Genomic DNA, 24,603 nt, shown 5'->3' on the forward strand with positions numbered 1-24,603 from the left:
GAGTCTTCAGCGCTGTTCGACAGACTTCCGCCGAGGTCGTGCCAGTCGCCGCCCATGGCAAGCGCCGCCGTGCGGATCGAGCCGCCGAAATCGAAGGCGAAGATCTGGCTCTTCCGGTAGCGCCGGAACTGGATCGCCATCAGCGCCAACAGCACAGACTTGCCGGCGCCGGTCGGGCCGACGATCAGGGTGTGGCCGACGTCGCCAACATGCAGCGAGAAGCGGAACGGTGTCGAGCCTTCGGTCTTGCCGAAGAAGAGTGGCGAGCTGCGGAAATGCTCATCGCGGTCTGGCCCGGCCCAGACCGCCGACAGCGGAATCATGTGGGCGAGGTTCAGTGTCGAGAGCGGCGGCTGGCGGACGTTGGCGTAGGCGTGCCCCGGCAGAGAGCCGAGCCAGGCTTCGAGCGCGTTCACCCCTTCGGGCATACAGGTGAAGTCACGACCCTGGATCACCTTCTCGACGAGGCGCAGCTTCTCGGCGGCGAGACCGGGATCCTCGTCCCAGACGGTGACGGTCGCGGTGACGTAGGCTTGACCGACATCGTCGGTGCCGAGTTCCTGCAAGGCGAGATCGGCATCGGCGGCCTTGTTCGCCGCGTCGCTATCGACCAGTGTCGAGGCCTCGTTGGTCATCACCTCCTTGACGATCGCGGCGATCGACTTTCGCTTGGCGAACCACTGTCGGCGGATCTTGGTCAGCAGCTTCACCGCCTCGGTCTTGTCGAGAAGGATCGCGCGCGTCGACCAGCGGTAGGGAAAGGCGAGCCGGTTCAGCTCGTCGAGGATTCCGGGATGGGTCGCGGTCGGAAAACCGACCACGGTGAGCGTGCGAAGGTGATGACTGCCGAGGCGCGGCTCGAGGCCACCGGCGAGCGGCTCGTCAGCGAGCAACGCGTCGAGATGCATCGGCGTCTCGGGGACGCGTACGCGCTGTTGCCGGGTCGAGATCGTCGAATGCAGGTAGGTCAGCGTCTCGCTGTCGGCGAGCCACGCCACCTCGGGCATGAACCCTTCGACCAGTTGCAGGACGCGATTGGTCCGGTCGACGAATCCGCGCATCAGCTCGTGCGGATCGACGCCGCTCTGCGCGCGGCCCTCATAGAGCCAGCCCTCGATGCGCGAGGCGTCCTCGGCCGGCGGCAGCCAGACGAAGGTCAGGAAATAGCGGCTCTCGAAATGCGCGCCGGACTCCTCGAATGCGTCCCGCCGCTCCAGGTCAACCAGCGCTGATGCGGCGTCTGGAAAAGTGTTGTGCGGATAGGTCTGGGCGGCGATGCGCTGGGCTTCGACGAAGATCGCCCAGCCTGAGCCGAGACGGCGCAGCGCGTTGTTGAGGCGGGCCGTCACGCCGACCAGCTCGGCAGCCGTTGCGCTGTCGAGGTCCGGGCCGCGGAAGCGCGCCGTGCGCTGGAACGCACCGTCCTTGTTGAGGATGACGCCCTTCTCGACCAAAGCGGCCCAGGGCAGGAAGTCGGCGAGACTGTGGGGACGGTTGCGATATTCGGCGAGGTGCAGCATGCAAGCCTCACTGGCCGAGATAGGATGGATAGCGGAGGTGACGTCGAACGACGTCCACGAATAGCGGGTCGCGCTTGGCCGCCCAGACCGCAGCGGCATGCCCCACGGCCCAAATCAACGCCCCGGGAATCCAGAGGTGGAGGCCGAGCGCTATTGCCGCCGCCAACGTGCCGTTGGCGATCGCAACCGTGCGGGGCGCGCCGCCCATCAGGATGGGGTCGGTGAGCGCGCGATGGACCGGCGCGAAGAAGCCCGGCACTTCTGGATCGACGATGCTGGCCATTACACCAAGGCTCCGCCGGAGAAGCTGAAGAAGGTCAGGAAAAAGCTCGACGCGGCGAAGGCGATCGACAGGCCGAAGACGATCTGGATCAGCCGGCGGAAGCCACCCGAGGTATCGCCGAACGCGAGCGTCAGGCCGGTGACGGTGATGATGATGACTGACATGATCTTGGCGACCGGACCTTGCACGGACTCCAGGATCTGATTGAGCGGCGTCTCCCACGGCATCGAGGAGCCCGAGGCGTAGGCCGCCGGGGCAAAGGCGATGGAGATGAAGGCAATCTCCGCGAGGTCGGCGAAGCAGCGACGAACGCGACGGATCGCGGAAGGACACTGGATCATGACGGGTCTCCGAGAATCGAGGATTGGCCGCCCGCCTCGGCAGACTGGACGCGGTAATCGCCGGTGGCGGGATCGAGGCCGGCGACGAGAGCAAGTTCGGCGAGGCGGCGTTCGCGGCCGCGGCCGCGCAGCACCGCGATGAGATCGATGGTCTCGGCGATCAGTGCCTTGGGAACGGTGAGGACGGCTTCCTGGATGAGCTGCTCGAGGCGGCGAAGCGCGCCCAGCGCCGTGCCAGCGTGAATCGTTCCGATCCCACCGGGGTGGCCCGTGCCCCAGGCTTTGAGGAGCTCCAAGGCTTCGCTGCCCCGTACCTCGCCGACTGGAATCCGGTCGGGGCGTAGGCGGAGGGAGGACCGAACAAGATCGGACAGGGACGCCACGCCGTCCTTGGTGCGCAGTGCGACCAGGTTCGGAGCGCGGCATTGCAGCTCACGCGTATCCTCGATCAGGACCACGCGATCAGTGGTGCCGGCGATCTCGGCCAGTAGTGCGTTTGTCAGGGTGGTCTTGCCGGTCGAGGTACCGCCGGCGACCAGGATGTTCTTGCGGGCGGCGACGGCGTCGCGGAGCACGCCCGCCTGGCCCACCGTCATGATCCCAGCCGCCGCGTAGTCGTCCAGCGTGAAAACAGCAACAGCGGGCTTGCGGATCGCAAAGGCCGGCGCCGCAACGACGGGCGGGAGAAGCCCCTCGAACCTCTCCCCTGTCTCGGGAAGCTCGGCGGAGACGCGCGGCTTCTCGGCATGCACCTCAGCGCCGACATGGTGCGCGACCAGGCGCACGATCCGCTCGCCGTCGGCGGCGGACATCGTTCGTCCGCTATCCTCCAGCCCGCCGGACAGCCGGTCGATCCAGAGCCGGCCGTCGGGGTTGAGCATCACCTCGACGATCGAGGGGTCTTCGAGGAAGGTCGCGATCGCGGGGCCAAGCGCGGTGCGCAGCATGCGCGCGCCCCGCGAAAGCGCTTCCGAATGGAGTGGAATGCCCACCACGATCGTCCCCCGTCGAACGCCAATCGCAACAACCGATCGGCGACGGGGATGGATAGAAAAGGCAGGAAATAGGTTAGTTCAACAAGTATTCAGATGTCGTAGGGGGCCGGCGTAGGGCAGAGAAAAAATACTTGCTGCATAGAAGGCGATATCCTAACCGGGATGCGGGGCCAGGTTGCTACTGACTACTTTTTCGGAATTGCAATGGACGACGGTCATACTGCACGTGTAGGCCCGGTTTTGGTCGTTGCGACCGCCAAAGGCCTAGTTTCATCGAACGATAACAGGGTATATTCCCGGCGATCGACAATTTTTGGTTGAGGCGTTTTATCAACGATGCACACCTGTCCGCCCCCGAGCGAGGCGCTCGACGAATGGCTCGAATCTTTCGACAGCGTGCGGGGGCGTTTCGGCCACCTTCTCCTCGAGCAAAAATCCGACACCGACAACGACCTGATCGCCGGGCTAAGGCCGTACTTCGAGTCGGCTCACACAGACGCGCGGGAATACTTCCACGCTCAGATCGGGATCAACCTTCACCCGGACGCTGGCGCTCCCGGCGAGGAGGCTTGCTATCCGAACTGCCTCCCCCTGAAGGCGCTTCGCGGTCTTTTCGGGGAGGTGATGGCGGGAATGCTCACGGAAGCTTTTCGCGATTCGTTTGTCGGCGGTCACGCTTGGCGCGTGCCGATCTACCTGTTTCGGTATCACGCTGATGTTGAGGCCTATTTATTCTCACTGGCTCGAGACGGGCGGCGGCGGCGCGAGGTGTTTGGCCGATTCGGGAGCGACTTCATCGGAGTCGTTCTGGATGATGATGGTCGGGTATCGAGGTTTATCGCTGGAGAGGCCAAATGGCGCCGCCGGCTCACCGATAGTGTCTTCAATGAGCTGATGCTCGGTGAGCTTATCACCGACCCGGACACTGGAGAGCGCACACGTTCGGGGAAAGGTGTGTGGTTTGAAATAAATCGGGACACACCGATGCCGCATGGCTTGCGCCAACTGCAGAGGCTTTTAGAACAGCGAGATCCGGAGGGCTATGCGGCGGCGATCTTGTCGCTCGATGAGGCGCTGATCCTCGATCACCCACGGCCGCTGCCTCGCACGAACCTCATTCTGATCGCGGGTAACGGCGCGCAACGGAGAGAGGAAGGAGACGTGCTGATCGGCTGGGAGGAACTGCCGAACGAGTACACCGCTCCTCATGACCTACAGGTCGTTGAGCTCATCCTGAGCGACGGAGAATTGCTCATCGATGGCCTGTATTCTTCGCTCTGGACGTAGGCTGAGCTATGCCAGAATTTGATGCTGAACGGCTCGACCTGGCCAACAATCTCCGCCGCCAACTGGCCGTGGAAAATGAACTCTCGCGCCTACAGGCTCGAGCGTATGTTCGCTGTCTGCAGGCGACATGGCAAGTGCCTACAATTCAATGGACGGACCAGGAATCCGCCGGTCAGCTGCAGGACGCAAGGCGTCTCCTTCATGCAGCACATATATTTCAGCAAGTCGAAGGGCCGGCGTCGCCAGGCGCTATCGCCTGCTTTCGCCGCACAGGCGAAATCCTTGAGTGGTTGACGCGAGCAGCGGATAGCATCCGCGCCGTTGTTCCGATCGAGATACTTGCTGCTGCCGCCTACCAACTTGGCGGCCTCCCAGCAATGGCGTCCGGTCTATTGGGGCAGGTTGATAGCGAGCACGATGGGGTCGCTCTGTACGCTGCCTTCTTGCGTGCGGATTTTGACAACGTGCTGGAGCGGGCGGCCGAGTTTTGGGCATCCCACAGCGATCTGACGAGATCAGACGCCTCCGAAAAATTGGCTAGACCCGACCTAGACGCGTTCGACGATGATGACCGAGTAACTTGGCTCTTCACCGTCGAGCTCGTGCGCTGCCTCGGGCTCCTGGCTGACAGTCTACGACGTGGGGATGATGAGCGCAGCGGCCGCGCGATGGAGAAGCTCAACGCCCTTGATGGAATGGCCGCGCGTGTTTTCAGCGACGACGCCTCGCTCCTCGTGGGACTGCTGAAGCAGGTAGCGGATGGCTTCAGACGCGCAAGCATCTATCGTCCCCTCAATGCGCTATCGGACCTCAATCCCGACCGACGTTCGAAGCTCCTGGCCTACGCTCGGGGACAATTCAGCCGGGGGCGCGGTATTCTCTGGACCTCGCAATTGCAGGGGCTGGAGCGCCTGTTGAGGGACAGTTCCTTTGCTCTTTGTACACCAACTGGATCTGGCAAAACGCTGGTCGCCAACATGGCGTTGGTCAAAGAGTTGCTGCTACGGGGGCACGAGGACGTCGCCCCCTTGGCAATCTATCTCGTGCCCTCGCGCGCCCTAGCTGGTGAAGTGGAGGCTAAGCTTCGAGGTGAGCTCGGCGATGAGATGATCGTCACCGGACTCTATGACGGCGCGGACTGGGGCATCACGGATTATTGGCTGAGCGGTGAACAACCGACCGTGCTCATCGTGACGGTAGAAAAGGCGGATGCGCTGATGCGCTACCTTGGTCCCCTTTTGCTTGGGCGCTTGCGGCTTGTGGTCATTGACGAAGCACACCAGGTGGTTCCGGAGAGTGGGGAGAACACCAGGATCAGTTTTTCGGAGCACCGCAATCGCTCGCTCCGGCTCGAAAGCTTCATATCGCGCGTTCTCGCAAGGCGGCCGGACGTCGTGCGAATCGCGCTCACTGCGGTGGCAGGAGGCGCATCCCTGCCTGTAGCACGTTGGGTCGAGGGGCGGCCCGACGCTGAAGCCGTAGGAGTGCGTTATCGAAGCACTCGACAGGTTATCGGCGTTTTGGAAACAACACCGAACCGCCCGTGCCGGATCCTTCTCGATATCATGAACGGGCGACCGCTGTATCTGCGTGGCCAGGAGCAGCCCTTGTATCTCCGGCTTCGAATCGAACAAATGCCGCAATTGCCAGCGGGCATGCGGAATAGTCTCAATCGCTTCAATAGTCTAACCGTACTTTGGACGGCTCTTCACTTGGTCGAGGAAGATCAACGCATTCTTATCTCCGTAGCGCAGGAACCAGAACAGACGATGCGCTGGTTCAAGGAAGCTCTCGAACTGCCGACATGGGCGACAGCGCCTGGCTTCTCGGCGCCTGACGGGGAAATGCGCGGGCGCTACGACGAAGCACGGGCTGCTTGTATCGACTATTGCGGCGTCGACTCCTTCGAGCTCGCGCTCCTTGATCGGGGCATTGCGACGAGCCACGGCCAAATGCCGCAACGGCTTCGGCGCCTGATGACCGAAATGATCGAGCGGAGAATTTGCCCGATAACGGTCGCAACCGCGACATTGACAGAGGGAGTTAACCTTCCGTTCGACTTAATTCTTCTTACGTCGCTGAAGCGGCGCTCTTGGGACGCAGAGAACGAGCAACAGATAATAACGCCACTTTCCACTGCGGAATTCCGCAATCTCGCAGGCCGGGCTGGACGGCCCGGAGCCGCCCGAGGGATCGAGGGTATGACGCTTGTAGCGCTCCCAACCACGATCTCCACGACGGCAGACAGTTTCGTCGGGGTTCAGCGCAGGCAACGTCGTGATCTCGTGACAGACTATGAACAGCTCCGAACGGCGTTGCTGATCGAGGAACGCGATGCTGATGCGGTCGAGAGTCCGTTGGCCATGCTCCTGACCGCAATCCGCGATCGTGCAATCAGCGTTCTTGGGCTGCCGCCTAACCGATTTCTGGACTGGCTCGATCAGGTCCTTCCGCCGAATATCAGTCCCGAGGCTGGTGAGGGAGCGAGCGGACTTCGCGCTCGCCTAGCAGATAGTCTTGATGAACTTGACGGCGTGCTGCTCGCGGCGCTGGAGGAGGTCGCACGCGCAGACGAAGTGAGCATGACGGGCGCCGAAGCCGAAGCTCAGCTCATCGAACTATGGCGGCGAACATTCACCGCGGTTGCTGCCGCCCAAGAAGAATGGATGGAGCAAGCGTTTATACGGCGTGGCCGCGCGGTGGTGGAAACCGTCTACCCGGACGCGGACGAACGTCGGCGTCTCTATCAATATGGCTTCTCTCCGATCGTTGGCCGTCGCTTCGAGGGGGTTGCTCCTCAAATCCGAGTTTTGATGGCAGCAGCACACAGCTACGGGGTTGATGATGCTGGCACCCGGCTGCGCGTATTCGAACAAATCGGGATGCTTCTCTCTAATGATCGCGGGTTCGGATTTCGGGTGCGCGCCACGGTCGGCGATCAGGCGCTGCTCGCAAACTGGCGAGACGTGCTGGCATGGTGGATGCAAGCAGCGGACGCCGCTGGACCTGATGCGGATCAGCTTCGGAGCTGGCAGCGCTTCGTTGCCGACAACCTCGAATTCAAGTTGGGTGTCGCCATAGGAGCGGCCGTCGCGCAGGCCTGGTCGGCAGGCGCGGGCGACCCCTACGCGGTACCGTCGCTTTCAGAGTGGCGCGTTACCACGGGTTTACCGTGGTTTGGCTTTTGGGCTCGCGAACTGCTGCGATGGGGCACACACGATCCGTTCGTCGCCTATGTGCTTGCACAAGGGCTAGCTCACACACGAGAGCGCGCTGCCGAACGTCGTGAAGAGTTCGAAACTTGGTTGCACGCAAACCACGTGGATATCGAGCCCGACGACTACATCGATCCGCAGCTTTTTCTCGAGTGGCAGAACAGCTTGCCCAGGCGAGAGCACGCCGCCGTACCATTTGCTCCCGAGACGGTCGAATTGACTGGAACCAATGGCGCGCGACCACGATACAACGTGATACCTGTTCCCCACGGCGCCCGCGTTAGTTGGCTTGACCCCGCTGGCTTTGAGCTCGCAACGTCGAAGGATATTGCCGGCGCTTATGACAATAGTTCCATTCGGAACGACTACGAGCTTCGCGCCACGCAGCGCGGCGCCTCCGTGAACAGAACTTTTCGCGCAGGCGCTCAATAATCCGCTGAGACGAATGGGGCCGGAGCGGGGCTGGCGACTGTTGCGGTTCCCTAATTACCTTCGGACCCCGCTGGTTCTGGGCGGGAATAAGACTGAACGCTATCCACGTCACCCGGGATCTCCTGCCTCAGCTGTGGCCCGTGGCTTAGTCGCCGGCCCAGCGTCGCGACGAAGTTATCATAACGCGCTCCGGCCTGTGCCCTCGCGGCCTTGGAGGCTGGTTCGGGGAGCGGCGGTGTCGTCGTGAGCCAGAAGCGGATGAAGAGAGCGATGGTCTCGACTGAAATCCCGACGTCCCGCTCAAGGCGCGCGATCCGGCGATCGATTTGGTCTAGGCGCTTGGCGATGGCGGCTTCACGCCGCTCATCGGCGTCCGGCGACAGAAAGGATGCAATGGCGGCTTCGGCGATGAGCGAAAGCGGCTGCTCGCGCCGGGCGGCGTAAGCAGACAGCGAGGTCATGACGTCAGGGTCGAGATAAACTGACATCTGGGCTTTCTTCTTTGGGGCGGTCATGCCTGCCTCACAATCCGAGATCGTCGCCGGGATCGAGCGACGCTTGGCGAGCGACGCCCTGCATCATGTCGTTCATGCGCCTGATTCGCGGGACATCTTCATCGAGCTCATCGACGAGGTCCGAAGCGAACTCGTTCTCGAGTGGTTCCTTATTCTCCACCGTGTCTCGATCGAGTTCCGGCTGCCGCCGGCGATCGGCGGTCTTTGGATCTTCGTCATCCGTCTGGCCGTCAGTCGGCGCCTGCAATGCCGATGGGCGCGGCGGCAGCGGCCGTGAACTCCAATCGTCCAGCCGGCCGCCATTGGGTTTGGTCAGCGTCGGCGGCGCTATGATGCGCTCCTGGAAGCGCGCGTCCTCGTAATAGCGCGCCTTCTTGGCCCGAATCGGACGGAGACCCGACATCATGACGATCTCATCGGATGGCGGGAGCTGCATCATCTCGCCTGGGGTGAGCAGCGGGCGGGCGGTCTCCGACCGCGACACCATCAGGTGACCCAGCCAAGGCGCGAGCCGGCTGCCGGCATAGTTCTTCATCGCCTTCATCTCGGTCGCCGTGCCGAGGGCATCGCTCACCCGCTTCGCGGTCCGCTCGTCATTGGTCGCGAAGCTGACCCGAACGTGACAGTTGTCGAGGATAGAGTTGTTGGGCCCATAGGCTTTCTCGATCTGGTTCAGCGATTGGGCGATCAGAAAGCTCTTGATGCCGTAACCCGCCATGAAGGCCAGCGCGGACTCGAAGAAGTCGAGCCGGCCGAGCGCCGGGAATTCGTCGAGCATCAGGAGGAGCCGGCGCCGGCTGGCCTTGGCCTGGAGATCCTCGGTCAAGCGGCGGCCGATCTGGTTGAGGATTAGGCGGATCAGCGGCTTGGTGCGGTTGATGTCTGAGGGCGGCACGACGAGGTAAAGCGTGGTCGCTCGCTCTCCGCCGACGATGTCGGTGATCCGCCAGTCGCAGCGCCGGGTGACCTGCGCCACCACCGGATCTCGGTAGAGACCCAGGAACGACATGGCGGTACTCAGGACGCCGGAGCGTTCGTTGCTGGATTTGTTCAGCAGTTCTCGCGCAGCGGAAGCGACCACTGGATGGACGCCGGCCTCGCCGAGATGCGCCGTCCGCATCATCGCGGCAAGCGTCGTCTCGATCGGCCGCTTGGGATCGGACAGGAACGCAGCAACGCCAGCGAGCGTCTTGTCTTCCTCGGCATAGAGGACGTGGAGAATCGCGCCGACCAGGAGCGCGTGACTGGTTTTCTCCCAGTGGTTCCGCTTCTCGAGGCTGCCCTCCGGGTCGACCAGGATGTCGGCGATATTCTGGACGTCGCGAACCTCCCACTCGCCGCGGCGGACCTCCAGCAGCGGATTGTAGGCCGACGATTTCGCGTTGGTGGGATCGAACAGAAGCGCGCGGCCATGCCGAGTGCGGAAGCCGGCGGTGAGCTGCCAATTCTCTCCCTTGATATCGTGGACGATCGCCGAGCCCGGCCAAGTCAGCAGCGAAGGAATGACGAGGCCGACGCCCTTCCCGCTCCGGGTTGGCGCGAAGCACAGGACATGCTCCGGCCCATCATGGCGAAGATAGGTCTGCTCGAACCGGCCGAGCACGACGCCGTCAGGTCCAAGCAATCCGGCCTGCTCGATCTCCTTTGCCTCAGCCCAGCGCGCAGAACCGTAGGTCTCAGCGTTCTTCGCTTCACGAGCGCGCCAGACCGACATGCCAATCGCAGCGGCGGCCGCGATGATGCCGCCGGATGCGGCGATGTAGCCGCCCTCGATGAAGATTGAGGGTGCGTAGGCATCGTAGGCATACCACCACCAGAAGAAGGCCGGCGGGAGATAGAACGGAAAATGGAGCAGTTCGAACCAGGGCTGCCCGAGCTGCGGCTGGAAGCCGAGCCGCCAGGCGGTCCATTCCGTCGCAGACCAAATCGTCAGCAGGACGATCGCGAAGACAGTGATGACCTGCCCCCAGAGAATCTTGGTCGCGGACATGGCGGCAGTGCTTTCCTGACGTCGGTGATTGGAAGGATCGCTCACAGGCCGAGCCCCCGGTTCCGCCCGAAATCCCAATTGATGCCGCCGTCGGCGCGAGCGATGCCGGAGACATGCCGGCCGAGCTGCTTGTCGAGCGAGGGCGTCCAAGGCACAAGCTGGAAGCCCAGACCGTCGTCGAGCATCGCGAAGCGGCCGGAGGCAAGCGCGAAGCGCTGCCGATAGGTGCCGGTGACATATTCGCCGGCGGCCGACGGGTTGAACGGTTGGCCGGTCTCGGCAGCGAGCCGGTTACCGAGAGCTTGGATCTCAAGATGGCGCAGCGTGCCGATGAGGTTCTTCGCAAACACCAGTCCACGCGCCTGGCGTTCGGCGAGACCCTGCTCGATAAGCTGCTCGGCCCGCCGTTGCATGGCGTCGCGGACCTCGGCGCCGAAGCCGGCCTGGCCGAGCGCCACAGGGTCGCGTGCAACGGCCTGGCGGTCGAGCCATGTCGCGCCGCTCGCCGTCACCTGCGCTTCGATCGAGAGATCGGAACGGACGGCAAGCGCCACGCGACGCTGCCCTCTCGCGTCTTCGAATTTGCGCAGCTCGACGATCGAGCCGGGTGCGCTGTCGTCAGCGGCATCGAGGTCGGACAACCGGATGTGATGGGTGCGGCCGTCGACGCCGTCGACTACGGCATAGGCGGTCCCCTTGAGTTCGTCGTCAAGACCACGATCGACGAGGCGTCCGATAAGGGGGACGTCGAGGCTTTCGCCTGCCAGCACGTAGCTCGCCGTCCCGCGCTCGATGCCGCGTTCGGTCAGGCTGCGGTGGATGCGTTTGATGATGTCGCCGCGCTCGCCGAGTGCGCGCAACGTCGTCTCGGCGGTCTCGTCCATGCCCCATTGGCCTGGCCCAAATTGATGAGCGAGGCCAAGGCTCTCCAAGCGGCGCAGCCGGCCGACCTTCAACGCATGGAACTGATCAGGCGGCTCGGCCGGATTGGGCGCAAGGTCGATGACGCCATGCCGGTCAGCGTCGCGAACAAGCTGGCGGTCGAGCTGTGTCCAGCGTTCGGCTTCGACCTGGCGCTCGAGCGAGCGGCGGATGTCGAGATCGGAGCGCAGTCCAAGTTCGTGCGTGACCAGGTCCTGGGCGCGAGCGCGCATCCCCTCTTTGATGTAGTCGCGGGAGATGACGAGGTCCTGGCCGTCTTCGGCGACGCCGCGCACGATGATGTGGACGTGCGGGTGCTGGGTGTTCCAGTGATCGACGCCCAGCCAGTCGAGCCTGGTGCCAAGATCCTTTTCCATCTGGCCGACCAACTCGCGGGCGAAACCTTTGAGGTCAGTCATCTCCGGCGCGTCTTCGGGCGAGACGATGAAACGGAAATGGTGGCGGTCATTCTGACACCGCTCAGCGAAGGCCTTGGGATCGGCATCCTCTGTGTCCGGGCCGAACAGGTGGGCCTTCTCCCCGTCCCGGGTGACGCCCTCGCGCCGGAGATAGCCGAGGTGCGCGGTGAGCGGCGCTGATCTCGCCCTATGCCTGACAACCCGGGTCTTGATCGTCACCAGACGCGAGCGGCCGGTAAGCAGGCGGTTTGCCCGCACACTGGCGAGGCGGCCGCGGCCGAAGCGCGAATGACGGTGGCTCACGAGATGGCCGGCTCGTGAAATGCCGCCACCGGCGCGCTGAGCGGCAGCGAGCGCTTGGGCGATAAAGGGTTTTGCCCGCTGGGCGCGCGAAGAGCGGATGCGGCCAGGCCGAGGCTGAAAGTCATTCTCTTCAGCCATTGGCTACCTCGGTAATGTGCAAGAAGCAGAATCCGTGCAATGAGTTGATGGTGAGGCGCACATTGCGCGCCGAAGCCGCACGTTGCGGACCCGAGGAAAAATGGAAGCACAAACAACCGACCGACCGAGCCGCACATTGCGGCCTTTTATCTCGCCCTCGTTCGGTCGTTGCCTGCTCCTCTCCCTCGCCTGCTCCTTCCTGTTCGCCGATGTTCCCTGAAACACGCCGAAGGACGAATTGGCAACGGATGGCCGTGGCTAGCCGCCTTTGCACGACAACGGTCCCGGTGTCCGCAGCGTGGGTGCTTACGGGCGCGTGTCGATCGGCATCATGATGTTGGCGACGCCGCGCATTCATTGCGATCGTCCCGGTGTCGAGAGCGCGACGAACAGGCCCTCCGACTGCGGCGCGATGGCCGAGAGATCGCGCACTGGAACTGCAGTCGGCATGCCGTGCGGCGGTCCATCGGGCGTCGGTGACGCGGCAGCAGGCGGAACGTCAGCGCGGGCGAAGAAGAGCGGCGCCCGTGTCCAGGATGAACGATAGGAGGCCGCCAGGAGGAGAGGCTCTGGCGTCCCCTCCGCATCGACAAAAGGGGCGATGGCCGCGACATAGGCCTTCGTCTCCGCCGGCAGCGGACGATGTCTGTCGCGGTAATCCTCGTAGCGGCCAGGACCCGCATTGTAGGCCGCGAGGAAGCCCGGCGAGCCGTAGCGGTCGTGCAGTTCACGAAGGAATGCGGCGCCAGCCAAGATGTTGTCATGCGGATCGAAGGGATCGCGTCCGAGACCATAGCGAGCGCGCATGTCCGCCCAGGTCTTGGGCATAAGTTGCATCAGACCGATTGCGCCTTTAGGTGAGACGGCACGCCGATCGCCATTGCTCTCGATGCGCATAACGGCGCAAATCCATGCAGTCGGAATGCCAAAGCGCAGCGCGGCTTCCGCCACATAAGTGACATAGCGGTCGCTCGCAGGTTGACCGCGCGCCGGCGCTCTCTCTGCGGACACTGCCGGCATCGTGCCGCCAATCATCAGCAGAACGGTTATCAGGAGAATGGCAAGGCCCGCCGCGTCTCCACCATGACGCGAGCAACCCGTCATGCTCTCGTCCGGCAAGGGTATGCGCGGCGGGCGGCCCCGCCCTCGACCGCTGGTCTGCACGGAGGCCGACTGGCGTTCGAGCGGGACGAAGGGGTGAGACGGCTTTCCTCCGAACAAAGAGGTGGACCGTTGATGCGCCTGGTTGCCGGCACGCGCGACAGGATCCTGCATGCGATCAGTCCCGTTCGGCGCGCTGGGGCAGACGATTCCAGTTCAGCGTCCAGACCGATTTGTCATCGCCCGACTGGAAGAGATTGGCGCGGATCGGCCGCGGAAGCGTCGGGTCGTCGATGATGAGCGAAACGTAATCGCCGGCCTTCTCTCCGGTGCGCTTCCAGCCCGCGCCAATCTCCGGACCGTCGGCATCGCCGAGGCGGATGCGGTAGTCCGGCGCATTCTCGGCATCCGAGGATTCGACTGGGGTGAGGATGAGATGGCGCTCGAAGAAAAGCGTTTGAATGCGGCCGGTGAAGGTAGACTTATCGCGGGTGAACTGACCGATTTGAGCCATGGGAATCCTCCTTGGTTGCTGGGTTGGGAAGCGGGTCAATGGGTGGCGGCGCGCCAGACGAAACGGCCGTCGCCGGCCTCGTCGGTCCAAAGCGGGACCGCGCGCGCGACGATCGAAGTGACGGGGAGCGGGCCGAAATAGCGTCCGTCCAGGCTGTCCGGGACGGTCGGGTTCATGAGGAAGACCTCGCCCGGCTCGAGGGTGTGGCAACCGCTCCAACGCGGCAGCGGACGGCCGAGATGGTCGCTATTGTGTGCGGCGCCGACATCGACAGCATCCACCGTGATGGCGTCGTCGGACCGGCACACGGTCTGCCCGGGCAGCGCCATCACGTGCTTCAGCAGCGGCACACCGTTCGGAAGAAAGCCGCGATCATCGAGGAAGCTCGCGATCGGCGCCGGTAGCCGCACCACGACCAGCTCCAGGGCGTGCAGCTCTCCAACCGGATGCAGCGCGTAAAACCCTGTCGGCGTGCTCGCGGTGGCGTTCCAGATCAGCCGCGGCGCGGGATGAAACAACGCCAGGCAGCTGGCGGCCAGCATCGCGATGTACGTCACCATGACGTAGCCGAAGGGGGTCATGGCGTGACGCTCCAGCGTTTGAGCCAGGCCATATGCTGCTCGCGCGTGTAGGCGCGCGGCTCGTGGCCGGCGGTGAGGCGGTTGTGGAGATGTCGCCAGTATTCCGGCGCGACGTCGGCCGGATCGATGTTGAGCGCCTCGATGGCGTCGACCGCCTGTAGCACACGCTCGACTTTCGGCCAGCTGTCGACACGCAGCAGGATCTCGCCGCCGGGCCGCACGAAAGGCAGCGTCTGATTGGGTCTACCGACCTCCATCGCGCGCACGATATCCATGCGTGAGATGACAGTGCCGTAGTCGTTCGATGCCCAGCGCACGAAGCCGAAGATGCTGCCGGGTGCAAAACTTGATATGCTGCGGCGACGGTCGAGGATCTTCTCTTCAGTGCGCCGGCCGAAGCGCAGCCAATGCTCGATCCTCTTCTCGATCCAGGTTAGTTCGACTTGAGTGAGCGCAACGCCGCGCCGATGCGAGGACGACACAGCACGCGGCGGTAAGGCCTCATCGTCGTTCATGACAGCTCTCCGGCATCAGTGGGGAATTCTCGCGCCAGCAATTCGCGCAGCATGTCGGCGACGGTCACGCGACGCTTGAACGCGACGATCTTGATGCGGCCGCGCAGCGTCGGCGTGACATCGATTGTCAGCCTCGCGGTGAAGGCCGCGGCATCATCCATGCAACGCTGCGGCGTATCGCTGGCCTTGATCCAGCGCTCCACATCGCCAGGTCGCGTCGCAAAACCGCGCTTGGTGGAGCGCTCTCTCATGGTGCGATCCTCGCGACTTCAGCGGCGAACGCGGCGGTCTCGCGGGCGGCAGCGCTCCCTTCGGCAAGCTCGAAGACGAGTCGGCCGGACTGCGCGGCATCCGCGAAGACGACGCGTTGGCCAATGGCGCTGACGAGCACCGGCGGATCATGATCGGCAAGCGCCTCGGTTGTTTCGCGGGCGATGACCGTGCGTGCGTCGCAGCGGTTGAGCACAAAGCGCGCGGCAAGCTGTGGACGATAGATGCGGGCCTCGCGCAGCAGAGACAACATCTCCGCCGAGGCCCAGCCGTCGAGCGGCGACGGCTGCACGGGGATCACCACCAGGTCAGCCGCCAGCAGCGCCGAACGCGTCAAACCGGCAGCGCGCGGCGGGCCGTCAATGACGACGTGGTCGGCGGTGCGTGCGATCTCCGGCGCGTCGCGGTGGAGCGTATCGCGCGTGAGGCCAACGACGCCGAATAACCGTGCGACGTTTTCCCGCGCCCGCTGCTTCGACCAGTCCAATGCCGAGCTCTGCGGATCGGCATCGATCAGGGTCACCCGCTTGCCGCGCAGCGCCCATTCACCGGCGAGGTGAAGAGCGAGCGTCGTCCTGCCGACACCGCCTTTCTGGTTAAGGAGCGCGACGATCATCTCCTGCCTCCCGCCTTGTCGTCGAGAAGGGGCAGAGATGGTTGACTTGGGAGCGCGGTCGACGGCGGGTCAGCGAACGACGACGCGTCGGCGTTATCCGCAAGACGCACGGGCCCACTACAACAGTTAGAGTCTAAGTTAGACTCTAAGTTAGACTCTAAATAAGAGTCATGCGTGCGAAGTCCCGATAGGGCTGCGTGCGAAATACCGATACGGTTTGCGTGCGGAGTCCCGAGTGCTTCCACAGCACTGTCCACAGGGATTGTGGATAATTTCGATGGCACAATGCGGAGCAGTTCGCGGCGCGCCTCGCGTTCGATGTGCAACTGGTAGCCGGGAAGCGGCTGGCGTACCGCGAGGCGCCGGATCTGCAGCGCGAAATCAGAGACACGCACCAGGCTGCCGGATTTCGCGTGAAGGTGTGCGATCTCGAAGATCCAGCCTTTCGGCTGTCGGCCGGCATGCTTGCGCGCGACGCGGTAAAGCCAACGCTCAATCCCGCCAGTCAGGCTGAAGTAAGCGGGATCGATCGTGAGAACGAGTGAGCGATCGATGACGCCGCGATAGAACCAGTCGGGAAGAACAAATTCCATCCCTTGCACGCGGCCATCGCGCCGCGCGCATTCTTCCCATTCGTTGATCCAGGAGAATTGGTGGCGCCGCCAATGCTCGTCCTGCCGGATGCTGGTGCGGATAACGGTCGCCTGCAGGCGGGCCAGCGCGCCCTTCAGGAGCTTGTAGTCGCGGGCCCCGGTCCGCCGGCCGACTGCGGTCAGAAGCTGGTAGGGCGTGAAGCGCAGGAAACGCGAGGTTTTCAGACCAAGGTTCTCGGCCTCGACAATCTGGCTTGCCGCCCAAATCAGCACGTCGGCATCCCAAATGGTCGCCATACCGTGCTCTGGGACTGCATAGACCTCGACGCGCACGTCGCCGGCCTGGTAGACGATCGGCGCCGTCCGCTTGGCCTTGGCAAGCGAGAAGAATGGCCGCTCCATCAGGTCTCGCTGGTCGCGCGGGCTGGCGTCGCCGGTGGCGACAACGAACGGGTCGAGCTTGCTTCGCTCGCTGGGAGTGATGAGGCGACGCGACGACATGGCGGGCCTTGCTTTAGCGATGCGCGTGGCTAGCGGCGCGGGCCTCCACGTAGCGCGGATCCGACGTTGAGCTGCAGGCGGCCCGATCGGCCCAGGCTTCGAGATCGCCGATGGCGTAGACAACGCGACCGCCGAGCTTGCGAAAGGTCGGGCCATTGCCATGGCAACGATATTTCTCGAGCGTGCGTGGCGAGATTCCGAGAAGGCGCGCGGCCTCGGGGGTGCGCACGTAGCGCGTGGAAAGCTGCGCGGGCCTGTCGAGCATGGGAGATCTCCGTCTTGCCTGAAAGCGCCGCAGCCAAGGCGCGGCGTGTCGGGGCCAAAATGGCGGAGAATTCGGGCGTTGGGGGTGGACGAAAGTTTTTGAACATGCGTGTCCCCCGTTCGCGACCAGCCGAACCCGGGCGCTACCAGCGGGGCGCAGGCTAACGTCGTCATGGCGGATAGCTTGGAGGGATCGAAGGGCCGGTCAGAGGCCGCGCAGGAGTTTCAGATAGCCCCGTTCGACCAGGGCGATCGAATCGTGAATGAGCCGGTTCGCCTTACGTCGGGCATGCGAATCCTTCCACTCGACCGAACGACGCTGGGCGTGGTCGGAGGCGAGCACCTTCGCTGCCACGTCTCGCGGACCGCCGCCCAGGTCGTGAACGTCGAAGGCGTGAAGGAGCTGAATCAATCGCCGTCTCTGAAAGGACGTCAGCTGCAGGGCCGCTGGTAGAAGGCCGATACTCTGGCCGCCAAGCCGGCGGACGAAGTGTAACGCGACGTCGAGCCGCAGCTCCGCCATGCTGTCGATAGGCAGAAGCACGGCGGGACGTCGTACGCCCTGCTCGTCACGCATCCGGACATGAAGCTCACCCGATCCGTCCGCAATCACCAGTTCGCGACCGTCGGGATCCGTCCACTCGAGGAGCGACTGCCCAAAAGCACTGCGGTCGATGGAACGAAGAGCATCGAAGCCCGGCGGCGCGGGCTCCAGGAGCAAAGTTCCAGGTGATGCCTCGGGCAGCCAGATGGTTGGTTCTTGACCAACAGGAGCGGCGGGGTCATGTGCGAAACCGCAACCTCCATCGCCGTGCGAAAGTCGCACGAAGGGTCTCGGCATCACCGCCGTCACGCGCAATCTGGCGCTGCGTGTGGGCGAAGTCGCGGCGGTAGTCAGCATTGCGGCGGAGGAATTCGAGGGCGAAGCCGGGGCGCTCAAGGCGATTCAGGCGTTCGATGGTCTCCGGCGAGCGCCAGTACTGGGTGGGCATGGTGTTTCCTCTCGTTTCTTGTTCTGTCGTCCCGAACGAGGGACACGCCACGATCCGGAAAGACCGTCCAGCAAACTAGACCCAAAGGTTGCATCGCGCGTGATCGCAATTTGCGTAATACAGAGCACGACGGCCTGCTCACTGCATCCGCGGTTCCAACAGATACCGATAACCTGCCTCCGTCATCCATCTGGCGCGAGCGAGGTGGCTGTCATGGACAATTTTGGCACGATCGGGTTCTCGAGCAGGGTCGAGACCGAAGATCACCTGGACGACCTCACGCCAGTCGGCGCCCTCTTCTTCAGCCATTAGCAACCGAAGATAAATTGCAAGATGTTCCTCGTCATACGCGTTGACGCGGTCGGTCAACGGCGGCTGATCTTGGAATGCAATCCCGTCCATTGCGATCATCCCCTCTCCGGCCGAAGCAACGTTGCACACAGTTCCATGTACTGCGAAACTTTCGCAGAATGCGAAAGAATCGGGAGACGTTTTGTCGCGGCGCGATGCATGGGGCGCATCACGGGGCTCCCCGGAAGCGGTAAACCAGGCCCACCCTCAGAAGAAATGAATAACATGGCGGCGCACGAATCGGGACGATCGTTCCTGGCACGATCGTTCCGATGTCGGTTCCCTAGTCGCCATGGATCTAAAGGGGATCATGGCGATCAATTTGCGTCGGATACGCCATGTGAAGAAGATGACGCAGGAAGAGTTGGCCGATAGCGCCGGACTGAGTGTCCGTTACATCGGTGCGATTGAACGGGCCGATGTATCGGCCAGCGTGACAGTGCTCGGCCGAATCGCGGAGGCGCTAGGCATCGAAGCAACCGATCTGATTAAACGAACGGCGGTTCATCCTCACCGGACTCGATGACAGAGTGTATTTGTGCTGCATCGTCGCACTGACACGTAGAGAACCAACTCCGCGTTGCGTCACGCACAAGTGGATAGGCGGCTCCGGGCAAATCTGCTCTGCTTGCAAAGGCACCTGCTAGCCAAAGGAACTAGAGGGCATTGGACGGATGGAGAGCCACCATGACCTTATACGAGCACTTTCCAGCCGACATCCGCGAAGTCGTGGAAGTCGTGGACGCTTACGTCGAGGACCTCAGGCCCCAACCTTGGCGAATTCGCTTCCTCTTGCTGATTGATCTCCTTCAAGAGAAATTGGAGACCGGGGCCGCCGCTACGCAGTGGCGTCTGCTTCAAGAATGGACCGGCATTGTGACGGCAATCCTGGAACACTTGCCGCCTGACAGTTCGGTCGTCGAATGCCTAGCGCTGATGAGCATCAGCTTCAACGACCAATGGCGCGCTCAAGCGCTCGGCCAGATCGAGCGGGATCCCACGCTGCTGGATCGTTTGGTTGCAGTTTGTCCTGACTGGGAAGACATCGTCGAAACCGTTTTGGAAGCTAATCGAAAACGGCCGAGCAAGGGCGCGACAGGTCCGCGGTCGCTGATCGGAATTTGCTCCGCCGGCCACACCTGCTCCCTCGCCACGGACGGAAGCTCTGCGCGGCCAGCTCTTGAGCTGAGCGATGCCCCGCCCGGGCCAGCCGGGCGAGGCATCTTGGGTCGGGTCAGTCGCCGTTGCGGCGGCTGGGGCGGGACCAGATCAGGCTGAAGCCCTCACCGTCCTCGTCGTCGAAGAGGTTGGCGAAGATCGGAGCGGTGAAGCTCGGATCGTCGAGCTTGAGACCCAGATATTCGCGGCCCTCGTTGGAGCGCTTGGACCAGGCGGCCCCGATCTCCACACGGCCGACATAGATCCGGTGGCTGGGGGCGTTGTCGCCCGAGCGGCTGGCTTCGGGGACGATGCGGACGTTCCTGGCCTGGACCGAGAGGGTGACGATTTCGCCGGTGAACTCGTTGTTGCCGGTCTTCTTGAAGGTGCCGATGGTCGCCATGGTAGTTCTCCTTGATCTCTGTTTTCCGAGCCCGCACCTTGCGGCCTCGATGGTGATCGAAAGGCCGGAGGCGATCGACGGCGCACCCCGAAGGGGCTCGACAGCAGAGGAGGAACTTTCTTGGCTTGCGCGAGGAATGACGGCGCAGCCGGCAGGGGAAGAAAGTTGTGACGCCGCTGTTGCGCCATAGGCGGTCGAGGCTTCAGCCGTCCTTCGGCCAGATCCATCCATCGAAGAGGCCGTTCGGTGCGCTCGGCCTGACAGAGCTGACATCAAGGAGAAGCGTGGCGATAGCGAGTCCCCGCCGAGAAACCGGCCCAACGAACGCAATGGTGATTGGCTCTCTGACCCGGCGATTGCGAATCTCCGCTCCGCGGTCAAGCCTCCGCAACACACCACGCTCACGAGAGTCGTTCGCCGTATCTGTGATCCGCCGCCGTTTGGTTGATGCCGCTCACAATGACCGCCACGAACCTGCCTCTCTGCGATGATCGGTCGAGCCTCGACGCTTGGGCCACTCTCGGTCCAGCTTCAAAGATGAGGACGGCGAGCACTCTGGGTGCCTGATCCAGCCCAGCCCCTTCTGGTGTGACGCTAGCAGCCGCCCGGCAAGATCTGCCCTGTTGGGTCGGGCGCGGTCATGCCGGTGAAGCGGATGAACGCCGTGGCGCTGACGGCAATCGTGCAGACGGCAGCAGATATTGTGTACGAGGTCGGTGAAGGCATCGCCATCTGGACGATTCCATACGTGACGCCGTACCGGCGTCGGTGGCGGGCCCGACGTAACCTCACGAATTCCCTTCGTGACACGGATATCTTATACCGGACAGGGTGAACGCGCGGATGGAACAGTGTGTGATCGCGATTGATTGGCGCGACATTCAAGAGCGACGGCCGCAAAGGTCACATTTTCTTTAAGAACCAAATGCAATCTGTCGCCTGATCGTCGCGGCCGGATGTACGCCGTGGCATCACGGGGCCCCGGCTTTCATGCCGGGGTTTTTCGTTTTCAAGGAGTTCGAAAGTCCGCCACTGCAAGACATTTTGGATTGGCCGTTGAATCGAACTCGCCGATGCCAAAGGCGCGCTACAAAAGAGCCGCGCTAATTATGACGAGCTCGCTCCGGCCATCACCCAGAAGAATGCAGCCAATCGCCGGCTTGCGCGCCAGACCCGTTCCCGAAAGCTGCCCACGTAAGCCGAATCTATGGGATAATTCGCGCATGCGGCCAGGCCGCGTCTTGACGTGGCTGCGATGCGCGCTCCTCTATGCTGATAGCGCCGAGGCTGCGCGCAGCCAATTGCAACCGACATCCCCGAGGAACGTCACACCATGACCACCGCCGCTGAAATCGCCGACGAGATCGCCAAGGCGTACAATCTGCCAAAGGCGCAAGCCAAGGCCATCGTGGACGGTGTCTTCAAGTCTATCGCCGATGCAGCAGCGAGCGACGGTGAAACCAATGTGCCGGGCTTCGGCAAGTTCAAGGTGAAGCACACCCCGGAGCGCGAAGGCCGCAATCCCTCGACTGGCGCGGCGATCAAGATCGCGGCGTCGAGGAAACTGACGTTCGCCCCGGCCAAGGCTCTCAAGGATGCGCTGAACGGCTAAAGGCAGGGGCGCAAGGCCGGGCCCCTTGTCCGACGGTTCTCGATGCGGACCAGCCGTGCCTTGAGGAAGGCGAGCGTGCGGATTGGACCGGCCAACTCGTTGTTGCCGGTCTTCCGGAAGGTGTTGATGGTCGCCACAGTGTCTTCCTTCATCTCTGTTTTCGCGCTCGCACCATCAGCGCTAAAGCCGCGCTTAGCGCAGGCTCGATGATGAAGGATTGGTGCCAGTCTGGATGCTGGACGGGACCCACCGTCTTACCGATATCAGCCGCGCGCCAAGCGCTGTTTGGCTGGTCCGCGTGCGGCCATTCCGGTCAGGCGGACGAACGCCGTGATGCTAACGGCAATGGCCCCGACGACCCCGAAAATCGTCTGCCAGGCGGGTGAAGGTATCGCTATCTGGGCGATTCCATGGGTGGCGCTGTAGCCGGCGATGGTAGCGGGGGCGACATAGAGGATGATGATCAGGAACCGAAGCCAAGTCCATGTCACAAAGACGAGCGCGAGTTGGCCGATGCCGAAGGTTGAGCCGCCCGCCACGAGGCCCAGCGCGATGCCGCCGAGCACGCCGGCCTCCGTGTGGAAGGCCCACATGCCGATCATCACGCCGGCGAAGAAGGGCAGTGCGAAGACAGCAAGCGTGAAGAGTAGCCAGCCGAAGAAGCCGATAACTAGGATAACGAGCAGTGGTCCGAGGGTGATCATGGCGGTGGGCTCCGTGAGATAATGGTCTGACGGTCGCGCCTTCCACCACCACCACGGCGCGAGCAACACTATAGCGACAAACGCCAGCGACCGGAATCGATACAAATCCGTTGCGCGCGACAGACGGAACGCCCATATTGACGGTCAGGAGCCGATCGCCCGGGCTGCAAGCGACCCAAAAGGCGGCATCTCGATTCCCTAATCGAACACCCGAACGGCATCCATTTTGCTGGCGCGTGGTGGTCATGAAGCGCTTGTGACTGCCACTAAGACGCCGGAGTAAAATGGATTTGCCATGTCTACCATCCAAAAGCACTGCGCAGACTTTCTGCGTGTGACGTTCAACAATCTGACCGGCGGTAAGCTCGGATCAGGTCACGCCCATGAGATCGTGGCTGCGTATTTTGGCTATGGTACCGCGGCGGCTCTAAGGGCCGAGCCGAAGTACCAGCTTGCGGCTTTGGACAAAGCCGCGATCCTAATGCCTGATCTGCGCTTGATGGATCAGCGCGTGCAACAGCTCAACGGTCTTCCCGCGGGCCTACCCGTAGTTGACGAACTGGCGTCGCAGCTCTCCAACTTTCTTAGCGCAAACGGCTACTTTTCTGGTGAGGTTTGGTACACCCGAGACCTCGACGAGTACATCAACGTGTCCTTCATTCAAGAAGATCCCATGATGATCGAGGACGCCCTCTTGGGTGAGATGGCGATGACGAACGCTTTTTTTGACGAGCTTTACATCAAAGAAGTAAGTCTGGACGTTGGAGACGATGTCCTTGTGGCAAATGTCTCAGGTGCGCTCAATGGGGAGAGCGATCCGGATAAGCCGTTTCACGGAGATTCGATCGCTTTCACAACGATCATGTCATTTGAGCGTGTCGCCGGTCGGGTCGGGTATATGCGGCCCGAGCTGGAGACATCGGGCGCCATTGATGATTCACATTACTATGATGAGGACGCCTGAGGGCCGTTAGAGATTCATGGTGCGATTGGGCTCTCAGCTCGCCCGTCGTTCTGCAGGTACGACGGCGCCTATGCGCCGCCGAACCTCCAGACCGGGATGCCGAGCTTCTTCGCCTTGTCGGCAAGATTGTCCTGAATTCCCGTGCCCGGGAAATGCATCACCCCGATCGGTAACGCCTCCAGCATCGCATCATTCCGTTTGAACGGAGCGGCCTTGGCATGCTTCGTCCAGTCGGGCCTGAAGGCGATCTGCGGAACCTTGCGGTTGTCGGCCCACTTGGCGGCTATCAGCTCGGCGCCCTTGGGCGATCCGCCGTGCAGCAACACCATGTCCGCATGCTTGGCGTGCACCTGGTCAAGTTTGGCCCAGATCAACCGGTGATCGTTGAAGTCGAGACCACCGGTCAGCGCGACTTTCGGTCCGGGCGGAATGAGCACCTGATTGTCGGCGCGCTTCTTCGCGACCAGGAAGTCGCGGCTGTCGATCATCGCGGAGGTCAGATTGCGGTGGTTGACCCTCGACCCGTTGCGGGGCCGCCAGACGGAATGGGTGTGGCGCTCGAACTCGTCGGCGGCCTGGTCGCGCATCAGCTCGAACGCGTTGCGTCGCTCGATCAGTGTTTGACCTTCCGCCGTCAGGCGCTCCAATTCGACGGATTTCACCTCGCTGCCGTCCTGTTCGCGCTGGGAGCGCTGCTGGGCCAGTTCATTGCCGTCGAGCTCTCGTTCGATCCTGTCGCTGGCGCGGTGGAAGATGTTCACCGTCGACCAGAGCAGGTCTTCGAGGTCCGGCTCAAGGCGGGTATCGGACAGCGCCACCACCAGGGCATCGAAGATGTCGGCGATGCTGCCGGCGAGGACTCCCGCTTCAGGGAGCCGCCGGGGATCGGGCTCATCGTGGAAGGGACGGTAGCCAAAGAGCTGGAGTTCCTGGAGCACTTGGTCGGTTGGGGATGAGCTTTGGTGCGGCTCAAAATCGTCGTTGTGGTCGGTGGTCATTGCGGCTTTCCCTCGTCGGATCGACCGCGCCCATCGCGGCCTTCATGGCGACGAAAGCGGCGGGCGGAACGGACTTGCACCCGCAGCGCGAGCTGTGGGCCGGAGCG

At 62.9% G+C, this 24,603-nt stretch carries 28 protein-coding genes and 1 pseudogene; 6 read left to right on the top strand and 23 right to left on the bottom strand.

What is annotated here, in order from left to right:
• The 4 genes and pseudogenes from ACVWYP_RS00005 to trbB form a co-directional block, all read right to left on the bottom strand.
• Window positions 1-1,520, bottom strand: a pseudogene (locus ACVWYP_RS00005) (conjugal transfer protein TrbE); the annotation flags it as partial.
• A 7-nt stretch (window positions 1,521-1,527) separates the two neighbouring features.
• The gene (locus ACVWYP_RS00010) at window positions 1,528-1,803 is read right to left on the bottom strand and encodes a VirB3 family type IV secretion system protein (protein ID WP_028343856.1); all 276 of its coding nucleotides are present in this window, start codon (window positions 1,801-1,803) and stop codon (window positions 1,528-1,530) included.
• Complete coding sequence (locus ACVWYP_RS00015) at window positions 1,803-2,144, bottom strand: TrbC/VirB2 family protein (protein WP_028343855.1); 342 nt, start codon at window positions 2,142-2,144, stop codon at window positions 1,803-1,805. Before ACVWYP_RS00015 ends, ACVWYP_RS00010 begins: the two co-directional genes overlap by 1 nt.
• Complete coding sequence (gene trbB / locus ACVWYP_RS00020) at window positions 2,141-3,091, bottom strand: P-type conjugative transfer ATPase TrbB (protein ID WP_051448102.1); 951 nt, start codon at window positions 3,089-3,091, stop codon at window positions 2,141-2,143. The genes ACVWYP_RS00015 and trbB overlap by 4 nt, the downstream gene beginning before the upstream one ends.
• 384 nt (window positions 3,092-3,475) lie before the next feature.
• On the opposite strand from trbB, the gene ACVWYP_RS00025 reads away from it, so the two are divergent.
• Both ACVWYP_RS00025 and ACVWYP_RS00030 read left to right on the top strand, forming a co-directional pair.
• Window positions 3,476-4,426, top strand: a complete 951-nt coding sequence (locus tag ACVWYP_RS00025) for a hypothetical protein (RefSeq protein ID WP_028343853.1) — start codon at window positions 3,476-3,478, stop codon at window positions 4,424-4,426.
• 8 nt (window positions 4,427-4,434) lie between these two features.
• The gene (locus ACVWYP_RS00030; protein ID WP_028343852.1) at window positions 4,435-8,073 is read left to right on the top strand and encodes a DEAD/DEAH box helicase; all 3,639 of its coding nucleotides are present in this window, start codon (window positions 4,435-4,437) and stop codon (window positions 8,071-8,073) included.
• A gap of 50 nt (window positions 8,074-8,123) precedes the next feature.
• On the opposite strand, the gene ACVWYP_RS00035 is transcribed toward ACVWYP_RS00030, so the two are convergent.
• The 14 genes from ACVWYP_RS00035 to ACVWYP_RS00100 form a co-directional block, all read right to left on the bottom strand.
• Window positions 8,124-8,588, bottom strand: a complete 465-nt coding sequence (locus ACVWYP_RS00035; protein WP_028343851.1) for a hypothetical protein — start codon at window positions 8,586-8,588, stop codon at window positions 8,124-8,126.
• Between the two features lie 7 nt (window positions 8,589-8,595).
• Window positions 8,596-10,578 (bottom strand): conjugal transfer protein TraG, encoded by a 1,983-nt coding sequence (locus ACVWYP_RS00040; RefSeq protein ID WP_028343850.1) that lies wholly within the window; start codon window positions 10,576-10,578, stop codon window positions 8,596-8,598.
• A 41-nt stretch (window positions 10,579-10,619) separates the two neighbouring features.
• Window positions 10,620-12,359: a relaxase/mobilization nuclease domain-containing protein gene (locus ACVWYP_RS00045; RefSeq protein WP_028343849.1), complete on the bottom strand. Its 1,740-nt coding sequence runs from the start codon at window positions 12,357-12,359 to the stop codon at window positions 10,620-10,622.
• 354 nt (window positions 12,360-12,713) lie between these two features.
• Window positions 12,714-13,634, bottom strand: coding sequence for a lytic transglycosylase domain-containing protein (locus ACVWYP_RS00050; protein ID WP_244980935.1), 921 nt, complete (start codon window positions 13,632-13,634; stop codon window positions 12,714-12,716).
• 4 nt (window positions 13,635-13,638) lie between these two features.
• A complete protein-coding gene (locus tag ACVWYP_RS00055) occupies window positions 13,639-13,974 on the bottom strand; it encodes a DUF736 domain-containing protein (protein WP_028343847.1) in 336 nt (111 codons plus the stop codon).
• A 35-nt stretch (window positions 13,975-14,009) separates the two neighbouring features.
• A complete protein-coding gene (locus tag ACVWYP_RS00060; protein WP_028343846.1) occupies window positions 14,010-14,555 on the bottom strand; it encodes a S26 family signal peptidase in 546 nt (181 codons plus the stop codon).
• Window positions 14,552-15,070 (bottom strand): DUF2840 domain-containing protein, encoded by a 519-nt coding sequence (locus ACVWYP_RS00065; RefSeq protein WP_028343845.1) that lies wholly within the window; start codon window positions 15,068-15,070, stop codon window positions 14,552-14,554. The genes ACVWYP_RS00060 and ACVWYP_RS00065 overlap by 4 nt, the downstream gene beginning before the upstream one ends.
• Window positions 15,067-15,321 (bottom strand): hypothetical protein, encoded by a 255-nt coding sequence (locus ACVWYP_RS00070; protein ID WP_028343844.1) that lies wholly within the window; start codon window positions 15,319-15,321, stop codon window positions 15,067-15,069. The genes ACVWYP_RS00065 and ACVWYP_RS00070 overlap by 4 nt, the downstream gene beginning before the upstream one ends.
• A complete protein-coding gene (parA, locus tag ACVWYP_RS00075) occupies window positions 15,318-15,956 on the bottom strand; it encodes a ParA family partition ATPase (protein WP_028343843.1) in 639 nt (212 codons plus the stop codon). Before parA ends, ACVWYP_RS00070 begins: the two co-directional genes overlap by 4 nt.
• Complete coding sequence (locus tag ACVWYP_RS00080) at window positions 15,953-17,050, bottom strand: replication initiator protein A (RefSeq protein WP_028343842.1); 1,098 nt, start codon at window positions 17,048-17,050, stop codon at window positions 15,953-15,955. Before ACVWYP_RS00080 ends, parA begins: the two co-directional genes overlap by 4 nt.
• A 13-nt stretch (window positions 17,051-17,063) precedes the next feature.
• Complete coding sequence (locus tag ACVWYP_RS00085; protein WP_028343841.1) at window positions 17,064-17,315, bottom strand: helix-turn-helix transcriptional regulator; 252 nt, start codon at window positions 17,313-17,315, stop codon at window positions 17,064-17,066.
• Between the two features lie 204 nt (window positions 17,316-17,519).
• Complete coding sequence (locus ACVWYP_RS00090; RefSeq protein ID WP_028343840.1) at window positions 17,520-18,035, bottom strand: DUF2285 domain-containing protein; 516 nt, start codon at window positions 18,033-18,035, stop codon at window positions 17,520-17,522.
• A gap of 61 nt (window positions 18,036-18,096) precedes the next feature.
• Window positions 18,097-18,306: a transcriptional regulator domain-containing protein gene (locus tag ACVWYP_RS00095; protein ID WP_028343839.1), complete on the bottom strand. Its 210-nt coding sequence runs from the start codon at window positions 18,304-18,306 to the stop codon at window positions 18,097-18,099.
• A gap of 138 nt (window positions 18,307-18,444) precedes the next feature.
• The gene (locus ACVWYP_RS00100) at window positions 18,445-18,708 is read right to left on the bottom strand and encodes a DNA -binding domain-containing protein (protein ID WP_028343838.1); all 264 of its coding nucleotides are present in this window, start codon (window positions 18,706-18,708) and stop codon (window positions 18,445-18,447) included.
• Window positions 18,709-18,949: 241 nt separating this feature from the next.
• On the opposite strand from ACVWYP_RS00100, the gene ACVWYP_RS00105 reads away from it, so the two are divergent.
• The gene (locus ACVWYP_RS00105) at window positions 18,950-19,183 is read left to right on the top strand and encodes a helix-turn-helix domain-containing protein (RefSeq protein ID WP_028343837.1); all 234 of its coding nucleotides are present in this window, start codon (window positions 18,950-18,952) and stop codon (window positions 19,181-19,183) included.
• Window positions 19,184-19,344: 161 nt separating this feature from the next.
• On the top strand, window positions 19,345-19,935 hold the full coding sequence (locus ACVWYP_RS00110) for a hypothetical protein (protein ID WP_245466956.1): 591 nt from the start codon (window positions 19,345-19,347) through the stop codon (window positions 19,933-19,935).
• On the opposite strand, the gene ACVWYP_RS00115 is transcribed toward ACVWYP_RS00110, so the two are convergent.
• Both ACVWYP_RS00115 and ACVWYP_RS00120 read right to left on the bottom strand, forming a co-directional pair.
• Window positions 19,892-20,218: a DUF736 domain-containing protein gene (locus ACVWYP_RS00115; protein ID WP_456683974.1), complete on the bottom strand. Its 327-nt coding sequence runs from the start codon at window positions 20,216-20,218 to the stop codon at window positions 19,892-19,894. The genes ACVWYP_RS00110 and ACVWYP_RS00115 overlap by 44 nt on opposite strands.
• Before the next feature lie 594 nt (window positions 20,219-20,812).
• A complete protein-coding gene (locus ACVWYP_RS00120) occupies window positions 20,813-20,950 on the bottom strand; it encodes a hypothetical protein (protein ID WP_155258729.1) in 138 nt (45 codons plus the stop codon).
• 601 nt (window positions 20,951-21,551) lie between these two features.
• Between ACVWYP_RS00120 and ACVWYP_RS00125 the strand changes: the two genes are divergently transcribed.
• Complete coding sequence (locus ACVWYP_RS00125) at window positions 21,552-21,830, top strand: HU family DNA-binding protein (protein ID WP_028343834.1); 279 nt, start codon at window positions 21,552-21,554, stop codon at window positions 21,828-21,830.
• Here the strand turns inward: ACVWYP_RS00125 and ACVWYP_RS00130 are convergent.
• Window positions 21,827-21,982 carry a hypothetical protein gene (locus tag ACVWYP_RS00130; RefSeq protein ID WP_210291445.1) on the bottom strand — a complete coding sequence of 52 codons (156 nt, stop codon included), beginning with the start codon at window positions 21,980-21,982 and terminating at the stop codon, window positions 21,827-21,829. The two genes, ACVWYP_RS00125 and ACVWYP_RS00130, sit on opposite strands and share 4 nt — an antisense overlap.
• Window positions 21,983-22,093: 111 nt before the next feature.
• Complete coding sequence (locus ACVWYP_RS00135; RefSeq protein WP_028343833.1) at window positions 22,094-22,534, bottom strand: hypothetical protein; 441 nt, start codon at window positions 22,532-22,534, stop codon at window positions 22,094-22,096.
• 295 nt (window positions 22,535-22,829) lie between these two features.
• Between ACVWYP_RS00135 and ACVWYP_RS00140 the strand changes: the two genes are divergently transcribed.
• Complete coding sequence (locus ACVWYP_RS00140) at window positions 22,830-23,498, top strand: hypothetical protein (protein ID WP_028343832.1); 669 nt, start codon at window positions 22,830-22,832, stop codon at window positions 23,496-23,498.
• A gap of 68 nt (window positions 23,499-23,566) precedes the next feature.
• Here the strand turns inward: ACVWYP_RS00140 and ACVWYP_RS00145 are convergent, their stop codons facing one another.
• Window positions 23,567-24,496, bottom strand: a complete 930-nt coding sequence (locus ACVWYP_RS00145; protein ID WP_028343831.1) for a DUF2493 domain-containing protein — start codon at window positions 24,494-24,496, stop codon at window positions 23,567-23,569.
• Between the last annotated feature and the right edge of the window lie 107 nt (window positions 24,497-24,603).

It is taken from the genome of Bradyrhizobium sp. USDA 3262, assembly GCF_054060035.1.

What these genes read in the sequence shown, in the direction of transcription:
- ACVWYP_RS00010 (WP_028343856.1), bottom strand. Translation starts at nt 1,803, where the DNA reads ATGGCCAGCATCGTCGATCCAGAAGTGCCGGGCTTCTTCGCGCCGGTC.
- ACVWYP_RS00015 (WP_028343855.1), bottom strand. Translation starts at nt 2,144, where the DNA reads ATGATCCAGTGTCCTTCCGCGATCCGTCGCGTTCGTCGCTGCTTCGCC.
- trbB (WP_051448102.1), bottom strand. Translation starts at nt 3,091, where the DNA reads ATGCTGCGCACCGCGCTTGGCCCCGCGATCGCGACCTTCCTCGAAGAC.
- ACVWYP_RS00025 (WP_028343853.1), top strand. Translation starts at nt 3,476, where the DNA reads ATGCACACCTGTCCGCCCCCGAGCGAGGCGCTCGACGAATGGCTCGAA.
- ACVWYP_RS00030 (WP_028343852.1), top strand. Translation starts at nt 4,435, where the DNA reads ATGCCAGAATTTGATGCTGAACGGCTCGACCTGGCCAACAATCTCCGC.
- ACVWYP_RS00035 (WP_028343851.1), bottom strand. Translation starts at nt 8,588, where the DNA reads ATGACCGCCCCAAAGAAGAAAGCCCAGATGTCAGTTTATCTCGACCCT.
- ACVWYP_RS00040 (WP_028343850.1), bottom strand. Translation starts at nt 10,578, where the DNA reads ATGTCCGCGACCAAGATTCTCTGGGGGCAGGTCATCACTGTCTTCGCG.
- ACVWYP_RS00045 (WP_028343849.1), bottom strand. Translation starts at nt 12,359, where the DNA reads ATGGCTGAAGAGAATGACTTTCAGCCTCGGCCTGGCCGCATCCGCTCT.
- ACVWYP_RS00050 (WP_244980935.1), bottom strand. Translation starts at nt 13,634, where the DNA reads ATGCAGGATCCTGTCGCGCGTGCCGGCAACCAGGCGCATCAACGGTCC.
- ACVWYP_RS00055 (WP_028343847.1), bottom strand. Translation starts at nt 13,974, where the DNA reads ATGGCTCAAATCGGTCAGTTCACCCGCGATAAGTCTACCTTCACCGGC.
- ACVWYP_RS00060 (WP_028343846.1), bottom strand. Translation starts at nt 14,555, where the DNA reads ATGACCCCCTTCGGCTACGTCATGGTGACGTACATCGCGATGCTGGCC.
- ACVWYP_RS00065 (WP_028343845.1), bottom strand. Translation starts at nt 15,070, where the DNA reads ATGAACGACGATGAGGCCTTACCGCCGCGTGCTGTGTCGTCCTCGCAT.
- ACVWYP_RS00070 (WP_028343844.1), bottom strand. Translation starts at nt 15,321, where the DNA reads ATGAGAGAGCGCTCCACCAAGCGCGGTTTTGCGACGCGACCTGGCGAT.
- parA (WP_028343843.1), bottom strand. Translation starts at nt 15,956, where the DNA reads ATGATCGTCGCGCTCCTTAACCAGAAAGGCGGTGTCGGCAGGACGACG.
- ACVWYP_RS00080 (WP_028343842.1), bottom strand. Translation starts at nt 17,050, where the DNA reads ATGTCGTCGCGTCGCCTCATCACTCCCAGCGAGCGAAGCAAGCTCGAC.
- ACVWYP_RS00085 (WP_028343841.1), bottom strand. Translation starts at nt 17,315, where the DNA reads ATGCTCGACAGGCCCGCGCAGCTTTCCACGCGCTACGTGCGCACCCCC.
- ACVWYP_RS00095 (WP_028343839.1), bottom strand. Translation starts at nt 18,306, where the DNA reads ATGCCCACCCAGTACTGGCGCTCGCCGGAGACCATCGAACGCCTGAAT.
- ACVWYP_RS00100 (WP_028343838.1), bottom strand. Translation starts at nt 18,708, where the DNA reads ATGGACGGGATTGCATTCCAAGATCAGCCGCCGTTGACCGACCGCGTC.
- ACVWYP_RS00105 (WP_028343837.1), top strand. Translation starts at nt 18,950, where the DNA reads ATGGATCTAAAGGGGATCATGGCGATCAATTTGCGTCGGATACGCCAT.
- ACVWYP_RS00110 (WP_245466956.1), top strand. Translation starts at nt 19,345, where the DNA reads ATGACCTTATACGAGCACTTTCCAGCCGACATCCGCGAAGTCGTGGAA.
- ACVWYP_RS00115 (WP_456683974.1), bottom strand. Translation starts at nt 20,218, where the DNA reads ATGGCGACCATCGGCACCTTCAAGAAGACCGGCAACAACGAGTTCACC.
- ACVWYP_RS00120 (WP_155258729.1), bottom strand. Translation starts at nt 20,950, where the DNA reads ATGGCGATGCCTTCACCGACCTCGTACACAATATCTGCTGCCGTCTGC.
- ACVWYP_RS00125 (WP_028343834.1), top strand. Translation starts at nt 21,552, where the DNA reads ATGACCACCGCCGCTGAAATCGCCGACGAGATCGCCAAGGCGTACAAT.
- ACVWYP_RS00130 (WP_210291445.1), bottom strand. Translation starts at nt 21,982, where the DNA reads ATGAAGGAAGACACTGTGGCGACCATCAACACCTTCCGGAAGACCGGC.
- ACVWYP_RS00135 (WP_028343833.1), bottom strand. Translation starts at nt 22,534, where the DNA reads ATGATCACCCTCGGACCACTGCTCGTTATCCTAGTTATCGGCTTCTTC.
- ACVWYP_RS00140 (WP_028343832.1), top strand. Translation starts at nt 22,830, where the DNA reads ATGTCTACCATCCAAAAGCACTGCGCAGACTTTCTGCGTGTGACGTTC.
- ACVWYP_RS00145 (WP_028343831.1), bottom strand. Translation starts at nt 24,496, where the DNA reads ATGACCACCGACCACAACGACGATTTTGAGCCGCACCAAAGCTCATCC.